Origin of the sequence: Rhizobium aureum, from assembly GCF_030182495.1 — a bacterium.
GTDB lineage: Bacteria > Pseudomonadota > Alphaproteobacteria > Rhizobiales > Rhizobiaceae > Rhizobium > Rhizobium tropici_C.
This window is the reverse complement of sequence record NZ_JAQJCI010000009.1, coordinates 59,293-72,436: the sequence shown is the minus strand read 5'-3', so window position 1 is coordinate 72,436 and position 13,144 is coordinate 59,293. Positions and strand designations below refer to the sequence as shown.

Here is a 13,144-nt window from a genome sequence, read left to right as displayed (position 1 = left end):
CCGCGGTGTTTAAATAAATGAAGCGTACCTACCAACCATCCAAGCTTGTCCGCAAGCGTCGCCACGGTTTCCGTGCGCGCATGGCCACCAAGGGCGGCCGCGCGGTTCTTTCCGCTCGCCGTAACCGTGGTCGCAAGCGTCTTTCGGCCTAAGGGCCGAAATGCCCGATGATCCAGGATGGCGGGCAAATTGACGAATGAACGACCCAAAAAGACTGTCGGGCGGCTGAAAAGCCGGCCGCAGTTTCTTGCCGTCCGCGAAGGCGAGAAGCGCCGAGGCAGCTTCTTCCTGATAGAGATGCTGGACCGCAAGATCGCCGACGCCGAACCCCGCGTTGGTTTTACCGTTACCAAAAAACATGGCAACGCGGTGGAGCGCAACCGCATGCGGCGCAGGCTGAAAGAAGCCGTGCGGCTTCATGCCGGATTTGCAATGCAGCCCGGACACGACTATGTGGTTGTCGCGCGACGCGAGGTGCTGACCGCGCCTTTCGAAAAACTGGCGAGCGAACTCGTAAGCCGCATCGAAACCAGGCCGAAACACCGGCGGTCGGAAATGGACCGCTCCAGGAAAGTATGATGGAAAACAACCGCAATTACATCGTTGCAATTGCACTGTCTGTGCTGATTGTTCTCGGCTGGCAGTTTTTCTACATGAACCCGCGCCTCGAAGCGCAGCGCCAGGCCGAACAGGCCGCCAAGCAGCACCAGCAGGCGCAGCAGGCTCAGACGACGCAGTCGCCTGCCGCGGGCACCGCTGTAAACGGTTCGCTGCCGGCAAACGGCCAGACGGCGCCGACGGTTCTCAGCCGCGATCAGTCCGTCGAGAAGACGGCTTCCGCGCGCGTTGTCATCGATACACCGGCACTTGCCGGTTCCATCAACCTGGAAGGCGCCCGCCTCGACGATCTCCGTCTCAAGGCCTATCACGAGACTGTCGACAAGAGCAGCCCGATCATCACGCTGTTCAGCCCGGCCGACACCAAGGACGGCTACTTCACCGAACTCGGCTATGTCGGCAGCGATGCAACCGGCGCAGTCCCAGGTCCTTCGACCCTTTGGAAGCTCACGAGCGGCGACAAGCTGACCGACAAGACGCCGGTGACGCTCTCCTACACCAACGACAAGGGCATCACCTTCACCCGCACCATCTCGGTCGACGATCGCTACATGTTCACGATCAGCGACAAGATCGCCAATAGCGGCCAGGCGCCGGTTTCGCTGTCGAGCTATGGCCGCGTCACCCGCTACAACAAGCCCGAGACGCCTTCCGCCTACGTCCTGCACGAAGGCTTTATCGGCGTCATCGGCGATGACGGCCTGATCGAGACCAAGTACGCATCAACTGAAAAGGAAGCCACAACGCCCGCCAAGGCGACCGGTGGCTGGCTCGGGATGACGGACAAGTACTGGGCTGCAACGATCGTGCCGCCGCAGTCGACCGCATATGATGCCCGCTTCTCGCACTTCACCGACGGTACGCCGCGCTACCAGGCCGACTACAAGGAAGATGCGGTCACGGTTGCTCCCGGCCAGTCGATCGACCTCAAGAACCTCGTCTTCGCCGGCGCCAAGGAAGTCCCGGTCATCGACCGCTATGAGACCAGCTATTCGATCCCGCGCTTCGACCGCCTCATCGACTGGGGCTGGTTCTATTTCATCACCAAGCCGATGTTCAAGCTGATGGACTTCTTCTTCCGCTACTTCGGCAATTTCGGCGTCGCCATCCTCTGCACCACCATCGTGGTCAAGGCGCTCTTCTTCCCGCTCGCCAGCCGGCAATATGCCTCCATGGCGAACATGAAGCGCGTGCAGCCGAAGATGGAGGAGCTGAAGGCCAAGTTCGGCGACGACCGCATGGGCCTGCAGCAGGCGACGATGCAGCTCTACAAGGAAGAAAAGATCAACCCGATCGCGGGCTGCTGGCCAGTGCTCCTGCAGATCCCGATCTTCTTCTCGCTCTACAAGGTGATCTATATCACCATCGAAATGCGCCATGCGCCGTTCTTCGGCTGGATCCAGGACCTCTCCGCGCCGGATCCGACCTCGATCGTCAACCTGTTCGGCTTGCTGCCGTTCGCGGCTCCGACCTTCCTGCATCTCGGCGTCTGGCCGCTGATCATGGGCGTCACCATGTTCCTGCAGATGCGCATGAACCCGACCCCGCCGGACCCGACCCAGGCGATGATCTTCAACTGGATGCCACTGGTCTTCATGTTCATGCTGGCAAGCTTCCCGGCCGGCCTCGTGATCTACTGGGCCTGGAATAATACGCTCTCTGTCATCCAGCAGTCGATCATCATGAAACGCCATGGCGTGAAGGTGGAGCTCTTCGACAATCTGAAGGGCCTCTTCAAACGAAAACCGGCACCATCGAAATGACGATAAAGGCCCCGCTTCGGTGGGGCTTTTTCATTCTCGGCCTTGGATATTAACGATAGAGGCTCCGGCATCAGGGAGCCTTGGGCGGTAACTCGGCCGCTGAGGGTTGGACGTCCCATCGTTCCGCCAGTACGTTGCGTGCCTCGGCGAGAATCTGCCTGTATTCGGGCCTGAATGGAGCAAGAAGCTGCTTCTCGAGTTCCACGAGCAAACCGTGCAATATCGCACATTCGGCAGGGCTCTCGAAATACTCGCTGCCGGGGGTATGCGTTGCGTTCGGATCGGACCAGCGGGAAAGAAGCTCGAATAGAACCAGTGCCTCCTTCACATCGAGGCGTATATCCACCGCATCGTCATCTTTCAGCGCATCTTGCTCCATCTGCGCACCATGACAGGCTACGTGCAGGTCCGCAACGCGTCACACATTTCGATCAAAACTTGACTTTCATGGGCAAAACCCCGAAGCCAGACCATCAAACCAGATAAAAGACTGAGCAAATGGCAGACCAGACGACCAAAGACGACAAGCCGCTTTTCGGACGTCCGTGGATTTTCATCCGCGGCGTGCCGGCCATGAAGTTTCTGCCGCCGGAAGGGCCGCCGGAAATCGCTTTTGCCGGCCGCTCGAATGTCGGCAAGTCGTCGCTGATCAATGCTCTGGTCGGACATAAGGGACTGGCGCGCACATCCAACACGCCGGGCCGCACGCAGGAACTCAATTATTTCGTTCCCGATGGTTTTTCCGGCGAGAGCGGCGACCTGCCGCCGATGGCTCTGGTTGACATGCCTGGCTACGGCTATGCCGAAGCGCCGAAGGATCAGGTGGATGCCTGGACGAAGCTCGTCTTCGACTACCTGCGCGGGCGCACGACGCTGAAGCGCGTCTATGTGCTGATCGACAGCCGCCACGGCATCAAGAAGAACGACGAGGAAGTTCTGGGCCTGCTCGACAAGGCTGCTGTTTCCTATCAGATCGTGCTGACCAAGACCGACAAGATCAAGGAAGCAGGCATACCGAAGCTGCTGGTTGATACCGCTGAAAAAATCCGCAAGCGCCCCGCCGCCTATCCCGGCATCCTCGCCACTTCATCGGAAAAAGGCGTTGGTCTTCAGGAGTTGCGCGAGGCCATTGGCCTGACGGTCGGCATCCAGGTCTGAAGACCGACCGGTCGAATGAGGCCGCCGCCGCCCGACCCCGCATAAGGCGACGGCGGCCGTGTTGCCGCTAAGGATTACATCTTCGGCAACAACACCTTGTCGACGACGTGGATCACGCCGTTCGACTGCTTGACGTCGGCAATGGTGATATGGGCAATGCCGCCGGCCTCGTCAGTCAACGTCAGCTTGCCGCCCTTGTCCATGGCCTTGATCGTGCAGCCGCCGACCGTCTTCAGATCGTATTCGTCGCCCTTGCTCATTGCCCATTTCTTGATGGCGGCAGCCATATCATCACCGGCGACGACGTGGCAGGTCAGCACCTTGACCAGCTTCTCCTTGTTCTCGGGCTTCAGCAGGGTTTCGACCGTGCCTGCTGGCAGTTGCTTGAAGGCTTCATTGGTCGGCGCAAAGACGGTGAAAGGGCCTTTTCCTTCGAGGGTATCGACGAGGCCGGCCGCCTTGACGGCTGCGACCAGGGTCGTGTGATCCTTGGAATTGACGGCATTCTGGATGATGTTCTTGCTGGCATACATCGCAGCACCGCCCACCATCGGGTCCTTGGCATAGGCTAGGCTGCTTGCGGCCGACAGCATTGCGGCAGCGGCAGCAATGCGAAAAACGGTCTTGATCATAATGTCTCCTCTTCCTCTCTGTTGCCCCGATCAGGCGGGGTCGGAAGAAGATACGGAGCACGCTGGCAGAGAGTTTCAGCCGCGATCGTTTTTCGGGAGCCGAAATTCCTCAGGGCAAGTGGATCGTACCGGAAGCGACCACATCGCCCGTCGGTTTGCCGGTCGGCGAGCCGCCAAAGGGCTCCACACTAACGGCGATGATGGCGCCTTCAGTCAATTTGGCGTGAAGTTCCGGCGACAAGACGATTTCGCCATCGCCGGTCGGTGGCAGTATGCCCAGCGCCTCGGCGGGATCGCTGCCGCGAATCAGCCAGAGCTCCAGCGATTTCTCCTCGGGCTTGCCGGCGGCGACCGGTGTAATTTTCAGGCGCCCATTGGCGACGTCGTAATTGGCGAGGAGATTGAAGGGACTGTTCTGGCCGGCAAGGGATGCGGTGAGCTGTTTGCCAGGGTTCGTGCGCAAGCTGCCTTCATTCGTGATGGCGAACACGAGTACGCCGGCGACCAAGAACAGCGAGCCGAAAGCGACCGAGCGCCATAGCATCAGCGAATTCCACAGATGGGCGCCGAACGCCACTTCTCCGAAAATCCTCTTTTCGATCTTCGGGAACACGGCGGCCGCAGGCGTCACCGCCTCATATTCCTCGTTGAATTCCGAGAGGTTCTGCTCCCAGCGGCTGACGATGGCGGCAAACTGGCGGTCGCTGCGCATGCGGCGCTCGACCTTCTGCCGATCCTCCAGGGAAAGCACGCCAAGCACATATTCTCCGGCCAGGACTTCATCGCGGGAGCGGCCTCCCTTGCTTTGATCGGGCGTACTCATCGGTCCATGCACTCTCTCAGTCTGATCAGGCTTCGGCGCAGCCAGGTGCGCATAGTATTCAATGGGACAGCGTGTTGGTCGGCGAGCTCTTGGTAGCTCAAGCCCTCGACATAGGCGCTGCGAACGGCCCGTGCACGATCAGCTTCCAACTCTTCCATGCACCTGTCAATCCGCCTTCCCTCTCCCTTCACGATTGCTTGCTCTTCAGGACCGGGTTCCAGGTCGGCAAGATCGTACGCCGTATCTATTTCGTCGGCTATGGGCTTGCGTGCCCGCACGAAATCGATGGCGCGATTGCGCGCGATCGTCATCAGCCAGGCCATTGCCGACCCTTCCGCAACAGCAAATTGCTCGGCCCGCTGCCAGACCTTGATATAGGCTTCCTGCAAAACCTCTTCCGCATCCGCCTTGTTGCCGACGATACGCAGGCAAACACCGAGAAGTTTCGGGCTGGTACGCTTGTAGAGTGCCGCAAAGGCTTTCTGGTCGCGCATGGCGATGCGGCCGATCAGCGCTTCCGTCTCCTCGCTCGCCATCCAAATCCCCGGGGTGCGACGCCTGCACCATCTTTAGAAGAAAAAATCGCTTCGGCAAACGTGCGGAGGCCATCAATTTCGGCGACGCTGATGTGACATAGCGTCAACGAAAGCGCGGAGCGATCTATCCGGATACGCTTTTCGCGCTCCAGGTATTTGATTTTGCGCATGTCGTTGTCGCAAAAGCGCTGCACACCTTTGCAACAACGACATGCTTTAATCCCGATATGATTATTCCCTCTGTCAAGAACTTGAGATAAAAGGCCCGCGAACAATTTCGAAGGGTGCACCATGTCCGAAGCCCAAAGCGAACTCCAAGCCAACCTGCTCGCACAGGCGCTGCCCTACATGCAGCGTTATGAAAACAAGACCATCGTCGTGAAATATGGTGGCCACGCCATGGGCAACGTCGAACTCGGCAAGGCGTTTGCCGCCGATATCGCCCTTTTGAAGCAATCGGGCGTCAACCCGATCGTCGTCCATGGCGGCGGCCCGCAGATCGGCGCCATGCTGACGAAGATGGGCATCGAATCGAAGTTCGAAGGCGGACTGCGCGTCACCGACCAGAAGACGGTCGAGATCGTCGAAATGGTGCTTGCCGGCTCGATCAACAAGGAAATCGTCGCGCTGATCAACCAGACCGGCGAATGGGCGATCGGCCTTTGCGGCAAGGACGGCAACATGGTCTTCGCCGAAAAGGCGCACAAGACCATCAAGGATCCGGACTCCAACATCGAGCGCGTGCTCGATCTCGGCTTCGTCGGCGAGGTGGTCGAAGTCGACCGCACCCTGCTCGACCTGCTTGCCAAGTCCGAGATGATCCCGGTCATCGCCCCGGTCGCTCCCGGCCGCGACGGTGCGACCTACAACATCAATGCCGACACTTTTGCCGGCGCGATCGCCGGCGCGCTCAGCGCCACGCGCCTGCTGTTCCTGACCGACGTCCCGGGCGTGCTCGACAAGCAGGGCCAGCTCATCAAGGAGCTGTCTGTGGCACAGGCGCACGCGCTGATCGCCGACGGCACGATTTCCGGCGGCATGATCCCCAAGGTCGAGACCTGCATCGACGCCATCAGGGCCGGTGTTCAGGGCGTCGTCATCCTCAACGGCAAGACAGCTCACTCCGTGCTGCTCGAAATCTTCACCGAGCACGGCGCCGGCACGCTGATCGTTCCGTGATGCGGTTCAGGCGCTCCGCGGAAGAGCTGTGGAGCGCCTCCAGGCCGTTCAGGACGACCGGTAGATGGCTTCGGCCTCGCTTTTCAACATTCCCATGACCGATCGGTAGGGCGCTGGCCCATAGCTTATGCGGCTGACGCCCAATCTTGCCATCGTCTCGTTATCGGGCGTGGTCGGACGCACCATGATGTTGACGGGCAGAGGGGAGCGTTCGCAGAGCGCGCCGATCAATTCCGGATCGACCAACCCGGGCGCGAAGAAGCCGCTGGCACCCGCTTCGGCAAAAGCATCGGCGCGACGGAAGGCATCATCCAGCAGGAGTTGATGATGCGCCGTATCGCTTTCCTGCAGGAACAGATCGGTGCGGGCGTTGATGAACAACGGCATCTCGCGGCGATCGGCCATGTCGCGGATTGCACGGATGCGTGCCGCCTGCGTCTCGATGGGGTGAACGCCCTGGCCGCCGATCACCTGATCCTCGAAATTGATGCCGACGGCGCCGTGGTCCATGATCTTTTCGACATTGGCGGCGACGTCTTCGGGTTCGACTGCATAACCGCCCTCGAAATCGACCGACAGGGGCAGCGGGCTCGTCACCGAGATCAGTTTGGCGGTCACCGCCAGCAGCGACAAGGGTATCGCCTGACCATCGCCGAAACCATTGGCCGCGGCAACCGACCAGCTTCCCGTCGCCAGCGCCTTCGCACCTGCTTCCGTAACGGCCTTGGCGGAGCCCGCATCCCATATATTGAAAAGGATCACCGGCTCACCCTTCTTGTGCAGCCGCGCGAATTCCTGTGCCTTTTCCACCTGACTCATCGTATCCCCTCCGAAAAGCCCGGCCGGGCAAGTTTCTCTCCATAACCCAAGAAAGCGTAAGCCCTCCCTCACATGGAAAATAGAGTAAAAGCCCGGAAATCAATAGTAAAATCATAGCTGGCATTGAAGTGGACGGCAATCTCCTCGATATGGTCCGCATGCTGCGGCATGTATATTTTCCTTCCCCTTTCAGGAGAGAGCGTGCGATAAGCTCTCCATGAACCACGCAAAAACATTATCCGAACCGTCAGATTTCTCCGATATCCGCGATTGGGTATTCGATCTCGACAACACGCTCTATCCGCATCATGTCGATCTCTTTGCCCAGATCGACAAGAACATGACCGCCTATGTCTCCACCCTCCTCCAGATGGAGAGGGAGGACGCGCGCAAGCTGCAGAAGCAATATTACCTCGAGCACGGCACGACCCTGCAGGGATTGATGATCCATCATGGAATCGACCCCAATGATTTTCTCGAAAAGGCGCATGCGATCGACTATTCGGCGCTGATGCCGCAGCCGGAGCTGGCCGCCGCCATCAAAGCGCTGCCGGGACGCAAGTTCATCTTCACCAACGGCAGCGTCAAGCATGCCCAGGCGACGGCCGGTGCGCTCGGCATTCTCGACAGTTTCGACGACATTTTCGATATCGTTGCGGCCGACTACGTGCCGAAACCCGCCGGCTCGACCTATGACAAGTTCATGAGCCTCAACCGCGTGGATACGAAGAGAGCGGCCATGTTCGAGGACCTGCCGCGCAATCTCACCGTACCCAAGGCACTTGGCATGAAAACCGTGCTGCTGGTGCCCCAAAACCTCGAGACGACCGTCGTCGAATGGTGGGAGCGCACCACGGGCGAGGACGATCATATCGACTATGTAACCGACGACCTGACGAGCTTCCTCAAGGCGTTGATTTAACCACTCATCAGGGCGGGGTTACGAAAGTTTCATCCGCCTTACAGAGGTTTAATTGGTCGCTTTCGACCATCAGCCGTATCGTTTGACCATTCCTCGACACGAAAGGAAAAACGATGAACGGGAAAAAATTTCTTCTTGCGGGACTTTCCGCCGCCCTTCTGGTGGGTGCTGCCGCCCAGGCAAGCTTTGCAGCGCAGAGCGAGGAAGCACGGGGCGGGCATGGCGGACGCTGGCACGGACCACGCTTTTCACCGGAAATCGTCTATGTGCGCATGCTGAAGCAATTCGGCCAGCCCGGCGACACGAAGGTCACGCGGGATGAGGTGAAGGCCGGCGTCGACAAGATCTTCGACCAGATCGACACGAATCACGACGGCGAAATCACGCCCGGCGAACTGCGCGCCTATCGCCAGGAACGCATCAAGGAATGGAAGGCCGAGCGCGCCAAGGCAGATGGCGATCAGGGCAATAGTCAGGCCCAGAACGATCAGAGCAAGGGCGATCAGGCTGGGGCCGACGACAATGGCGGCAATAACGAACCGCGCCATCACGGACACCATGGCCGCTTCATGCACGAAGCAGGCCTGATGCGCGGAATGATGATGTTCCATCGCATCGACAAGGATGAAAACGGCCAGATCAGCAAGCAGGAAGCCGAAGACGCCGCCAACAAGCTCTTCGACCGTATGGATCGCAACCATGACGGCGTGATCTCGCTGGACGACATGCCGGACCGCCCACTGCTGTAAACCGATCGATCAGTCCGCTCCGGGAGCCCGCCCTCGCCCATGCGACGGCGGGCTTCTCCTTGTCAGTGCCCGTTATCGTGCTCGTAGAAATCCGCGACGATCTTCCAGGCCTCGTCTGCGGTATCGACGAAGCTGATCAGGTTGACATCGTCTGGCGCGATGGTGCCGAACTCCGCCAGCGCTTCGAAATTGATGATGCTGCGCCAGAACTTCTCGCCGAATAGGATGAGCGGCAGGCGCTCCATGCGGCCGGTCTGGATCAGCGTCAGGCACTCGAATAATTCGTCGAGCGTGCCGAAGCCGCCCGGAAATACCGCGATCGCCTTGGCGCGCACCATGAAATGCATCTTGCGGATCGCGAAATAGTGGAAATTGAAGCTGAGTTCCGGCGTCACATAGGCATTCGGTGCCTGCTCGTGCGGCAACACGATATTGAGGCCGATCGAGGGCGCTCCTTCTTCGGCCGCGCCGCGATTGCCTGCTTCCATCACGCCTGGGCCGCCGCCGGTGACGACGACATATTCATGGAAATCGAAGCCGGCGGAATAGCGGGAGCAAAGCCGGGCGAACTTGCGTGCCTCTTCATAATAGACCGATGCCGCTTCGAGATTGGCGCGCTGCACCTCGTTGCGGGCGGCCCAGGCATTGGTGCCGGGGGCGGGAATGCGCGCGCCACCGAACATGACGACGGTCGATTTGATGCCACGCTCGGTGAGCGACATTTCGGTCTTCAGCAGCTCCAGCTGCAAGCGGATCGGCCGCAGTTCCTCACGGCACAGGAAATCCTCATCGGCATAGGCAAGACGGTAGGACGGCGACATCGACTGCGGCGTGCGCGGCACCGACTCGGCCCGTTGCTTGTCCGCCGAGCTCGTCTTCAACGGGTCCCAAACCCCGTCCTTACGCCTCAGCCTGCCGCTCTTCGCCTTGCTCATCTATTCATGCCTTTCGAAACGATCATGACGGGCCGTTCCCGCCCTTGGACGAAAACCGCCAAGCTCTTGCATATGCCCCTACAACGCCTTGAATCCAAGCTCAATCGGCGCGGAAAAGACATTCCATTTTCAAACTCCATGCTATAGGACCAATCGACCGCTTCCGGACCGTTGCCGGAAATCACGATAGGCACTGACGTTTTAAGGAATTCCCATGAGCGCTAACGATCTCGCCTCCCTCGAAAAGTCCATCGAGGCCGCCTTCGACAATCGCGACAATGTGAACACGTCGACGCGCGGCGAAGTGCGCGACGCCGTCGAGACGGCGCTCAATCTCCTCGATAGCGGCAAGGTTCGCGTCGCCGAGCGTGGTGCGGATGGTAACTGGACCGTCAACCAATGGCTCAAGAAAGCGGTTCTGCTCTCCTTCCGCCTCAACGACATGAAGATCGTCGAAGGCGGCTCCGGCGGCGCCACCTGGTGGGACAAGGTTCCCTCGAAGTTCGAAGGCTGGGGTGAAAACCGCTTCCGCGAAGCCGGCTTCCGCGCCGTGCCGAACGCCGTCGTGCGTCATTCCGCCTATATCGCCCCCAACGCCATCCTGATGCCGTCCTTCGTCAATCTCGGCGCCTATGTCGGGGAAGGCACCATGGTCGACACCTGGGCGACGGTCGGCTCCTGCGCCCAGATTGGCAAGCATGTGCATCTTTCCGGCGGCGTCGGCATCGGTGGCGTGCTGGAGCCGATGCAGGCCGGCCCGACCATCATCGAAGACAATTGCTTCATCGGCGCCCGCTCCGAAGTCGTCGAAGGCTGCATCATCCGTGAAGGTTCGGTGCTCGGCATGGGCGTGTTCATCGGCAAGTCCACCAAGATCGTCGATCGTGCCACCGGCGAGATCACCTATGGCGAAGTTCCGCCGTACTCGGTCGTCGTCGCCGGCGCGCTGCCGAGCGGCAATACCATGGCGAACGGCCAGCCGGCCCCGAGCCTCTATTGCGCTGTCATCGTCAAGCGCGTCGATGAAAAGACCCGCTCGAAGACCGGCATCAACGAGCTGCTGCGCGACTGATTTTGGAATTTTCGGAAGCGCGGTTGCCATATCGCGCTTCCCTCATGCTTGCCGGGTGAGCATGCCTGTGCGATTGCTGGAATCGCTGCAAAGATTTTCGAGTCGTCACCGATCCTTTGCCATCGCTTTGCCATTTCCCGCCGGATAAGTTGCCTCCGATGACTGTTACCAATCCCATCACAAACCTGCAGACCCTGATCCGCTGCGCCTCCGTTACCCCTGCCGAGGGTGGCGCGCTGACCGCGCTTGCCTACATGCTCGCACCGCTTGGCTTCAAGATCGAGCGCATGACGGCGAGCGAGCCGGGAACGCCCGATATCGAAAATCTCTATGCGCGGCTCGGCACAGACGGACCGCATCTGATGTTCGCCGGCCATACAGATGTCGTTCCGGTCGGCGATGCCGCTTCCTGGAGCCATCCGCCCTTTGCCGCCGAAATCGCCGATGGCGAGCTTTTCGGCCGTGGCGCCGTCGACATGAAGGGCGGCATTGCCTGCTTCGTGGCAGCGGTTGCGCGTCATATCGAGAAGCATGGCAAGCCCGCCGGCTCGATCTCCTTCCTCATCACCGGCGACGAAGAAGGGCCAGCAATCAACGGCACGGTCAAGCTGCTGCAATGGGCGGCCGAGCGCGGCGAGACATGGGATGCCTCGCTCGTCGGCGAACCGACCAACCCCGACCGGCTCGGCGACATGATCAAGATCGGCCGCCGCGGTTCGATCTCCGGCACCATCACCGTTCACGGGGTTCAAGGCCACGCCGCCTATCCGCATCTTGCCGACAACCCGGTGCGCAGCATCATCAAGCTGACGGAAGCGCTGCTCGATCCACCCTTTGATGCGGGTACGGACAGCTTCCAGCCGTCGAACCTCGAAGTGACAAGCATCGACGTCGGTAATGCCGCCACCAACGTCATTCCCGCCAAGGCAACCGCTGCCTTCAACATCCGCTTCAACGACACATGGACTGCCGATACGCTGAAGGCTGAAATCATCGCACGCCTGGATGCGGCCGCGGCAGATCAGACGCTGCGCCCCGGCCGTCCGCCGGCGAAATACGACATCGTCTGGTCGGAGCGTCCGAGCCAGGTCTTCCTGACGCGCAACAATGCGCTGATCGCCTCGCTCTCCTCCGCCATCGAAAACATCACCGGTCAAAGGCCGGCGCTGTCGACGACCGGCGGCACGTCCGACGCACGCTTCATCAAGGACTACTGCCCCGTCGTGGAATTCGGGCTTGTCGGCCAGACCATGCATATGGTCGACGAACGAGTGGCGCTCTCGGATCTCGAAACATTGACCGAGATCTACCAGACCTTCATCCAGCGCTGGTTCGAGAATGCCGACCTTTAGGGAAGTCCAATATTATCTATCCGGTCTATGGCTGCTGATCCGCATGGATGCGCGCGGCTTCCAGTATCTGGACATATCGGACCGCGGCATGCTGCGCTCCTTCTGGGCCATCCTCTGGAGCCTGCCGTCGATCGGCATTTCATGGTTATGGTGGCAGCAGGCCTATCTGACGGCCATGCCGCCCGAAACATCCACCGGCCTCGCCTTCTTTCTGCGTCTTGCGCTGGTCGAGGCTGCGAACTGGCTGACACCCCCCATTCTCGCTGGCTTATTGCTTTTGGTCTTCCGTTTCGGCGACAAGTTCACACCGATCGTCGTTACCGTGAACTGGCTTTTCGTGCCGGCGAATTATCTGAACGCATTGCTCGTCGCCATGATCGTCTTCGTCCCCGGTTCGAAGGCCTTGGCGGCACTTTTATCACTGGCGCTGACGATGGCCACCATCTTTGCGCTAGCGCGCATCCTCAGGATGATCTGCGGCACGCATCCGCTTTTCGTCGGCACGCTGACGCTGATGCTGCTCATTCCAAACCTGCTGCTGACGGATTTCCTGCAGCGTTTCCTTGGGGTTTATCCGCCGGGTTGA

The 13,144-nt window shown here is 59.9% G+C and carries 16 protein-coding genes; 10 read left to right on the top strand and 6 right to left on the bottom strand.

Features of this window, described 5'->3' with window-relative positions; genetic code table 11:
• Window positions 1–17 precede the first annotated feature (17 nt).
• The 3 genes from rpmH to yidC are packed head-to-tail and all read left to right on the top strand — an operon-like array spanning window position 18 to window position 2,381.
• Window positions 18–152, top strand: a complete 135-nt coding sequence (gene rpmH, locus PH552_RS20620; RefSeq protein ID WP_041677194.1) for a 50S ribosomal protein L34 — start codon at window positions 18–20, stop codon at window positions 150–152.
• 25 nt (window positions 153–177) lie between these two features.
• A complete protein-coding gene (gene rnpA, locus PH552_RS20615) occupies window positions 178–579 on the top strand; it encodes a ribonuclease P protein component (RefSeq protein ID WP_112343696.1) in 402 nt (133 codons plus the stop codon).
• Entirely contained in the window at window positions 579–2,381 is a 1,803-nt protein-coding gene (gene yidC, locus PH552_RS20610; protein WP_112343695.1) for a membrane protein insertase YidC, read from the top strand. The genes rnpA and yidC overlap by 1 nt, the downstream gene beginning before the upstream one ends.
• A 70-nt stretch (window positions 2,382–2,451) precedes the next feature.
• On the opposite strand, the gene PH552_RS20605 is transcribed toward yidC, so the two are convergent.
• On the bottom strand, window positions 2,452–2,760 hold the full coding sequence (locus PH552_RS20605; RefSeq protein WP_183762524.1) for a hypothetical protein: 309 nt from the start codon (window positions 2,758–2,760) through the stop codon (window positions 2,452–2,454).
• Between the two features lie 119 nt (window positions 2,761–2,879).
• Here PH552_RS20605 and yihA point away from each other — a divergent pair, with 119 nt between their 5' ends.
• A complete protein-coding gene (gene yihA, locus PH552_RS20600) occupies window positions 2,880–3,539 on the top strand; it encodes a ribosome biogenesis GTP-binding protein YihA/YsxC (protein WP_183762521.1) in 660 nt (219 codons plus the stop codon).
• A 74-nt stretch (window positions 3,540–3,613) separates the two neighbouring features.
• Here the strand turns inward: yihA and PH552_RS20595 are convergent, their stop codons facing one another.
• The 3 genes from PH552_RS20595 to PH552_RS20585 form a co-directional block, all read right to left on the bottom strand.
• Window positions 3,614–4,171: a fasciclin domain-containing protein gene (locus tag PH552_RS20595; protein WP_183762518.1), complete on the bottom strand. Its 558-nt coding sequence runs from the start codon at window positions 4,169–4,171 to the stop codon at window positions 3,614–3,616.
• Window positions 4,172–4,280: 109 nt separating this feature from the next.
• Window positions 4,281–4,994, bottom strand: a complete 714-nt coding sequence (locus PH552_RS20590; RefSeq protein ID WP_113249810.1) for an anti-sigma factor — start codon at window positions 4,992–4,994, stop codon at window positions 4,281–4,283.
• Window positions 4,991–5,530, bottom strand: a complete 540-nt coding sequence (locus tag PH552_RS20585) for a sigma-70 family RNA polymerase sigma factor (RefSeq protein ID WP_113249811.1) — start codon at window positions 5,528–5,530, stop codon at window positions 4,991–4,993. Before PH552_RS20585 ends, PH552_RS20590 begins: the two co-directional genes overlap by 4 nt.
• A 291-nt stretch (window positions 5,531–5,821) precedes the next feature.
• On the opposite strand from PH552_RS20585, the gene argB reads away from it, so the two are divergent.
• Window positions 5,822–6,709 (top strand): acetylglutamate kinase, encoded by an 888-nt coding sequence (gene argB, locus PH552_RS20580; RefSeq protein WP_112343688.1) that lies wholly within the window; start codon window positions 5,822–5,824, stop codon window positions 6,707–6,709.
• Window positions 6,710–6,757: 48 nt separating this feature from the next.
• Here argB and PH552_RS20575 read toward each other — a convergent pair whose 3' ends face one another.
• A complete protein-coding gene (locus PH552_RS20575; RefSeq protein ID WP_183762515.1) occupies window positions 6,758–7,528 on the bottom strand; it encodes an isocitrate lyase/PEP mutase family protein in 771 nt (256 codons plus the stop codon).
• A 217-nt stretch (window positions 7,529–7,745) separates the two neighbouring features.
• Here PH552_RS20575 and PH552_RS20570 point away from each other — a divergent pair, with 217 nt between their 5' ends.
• On the top strand, window positions 7,746–8,450 hold the full coding sequence (locus PH552_RS20570; RefSeq protein ID WP_113249813.1) for a pyrimidine 5'-nucleotidase: 705 nt from the start codon (window positions 7,746–7,748) through the stop codon (window positions 8,448–8,450).
• Between the two features lie 113 nt (window positions 8,451–8,563).
• Window positions 8,564–9,199, top strand: coding sequence for an EF-hand domain-containing protein (locus tag PH552_RS20565; protein ID WP_113249814.1), 636 nt, complete (start codon window positions 8,564–8,566; stop codon window positions 9,197–9,199).
• A gap of 62 nt (window positions 9,200–9,261) precedes the next feature.
• On the opposite strand, the gene PH552_RS20560 is transcribed toward PH552_RS20565, so the two are convergent.
• Window positions 9,262–10,134: an LOG family protein gene (locus PH552_RS20560; RefSeq protein ID WP_112343684.1), complete on the bottom strand. Its 873-nt coding sequence runs from the start codon at window positions 10,132–10,134 to the stop codon at window positions 9,262–9,264.
• 214 nt (window positions 10,135–10,348) lie between these two features.
• On the opposite strand from PH552_RS20560, the gene dapD reads away from it, so the two are divergent.
• From dapD to PH552_RS20545, 3 genes are all read left to right on the top strand, one after another.
• Entirely contained in the window at window positions 10,349–11,206 is an 858-nt protein-coding gene (gene dapD / locus PH552_RS20555; RefSeq protein WP_113249815.1) for a 2,3,4,5-tetrahydropyridine-2,6-dicarboxylate N-succinyltransferase, read from the top strand.
• A 158-nt stretch (window positions 11,207–11,364) separates the two neighbouring features.
• Window positions 11,365–12,558, top strand: a complete 1,194-nt coding sequence (gene dapE, locus PH552_RS20550; protein ID WP_183762512.1) for a succinyl-diaminopimelate desuccinylase — start codon at window positions 11,365–11,367, stop codon at window positions 12,556–12,558.
• Entirely contained in the window at window positions 12,545–13,144 is a 600-nt protein-coding gene (locus PH552_RS20545) for a hypothetical protein (RefSeq protein ID WP_112343681.1), read from the top strand. Before dapE ends, PH552_RS20545 begins: the two co-directional genes overlap by 14 nt.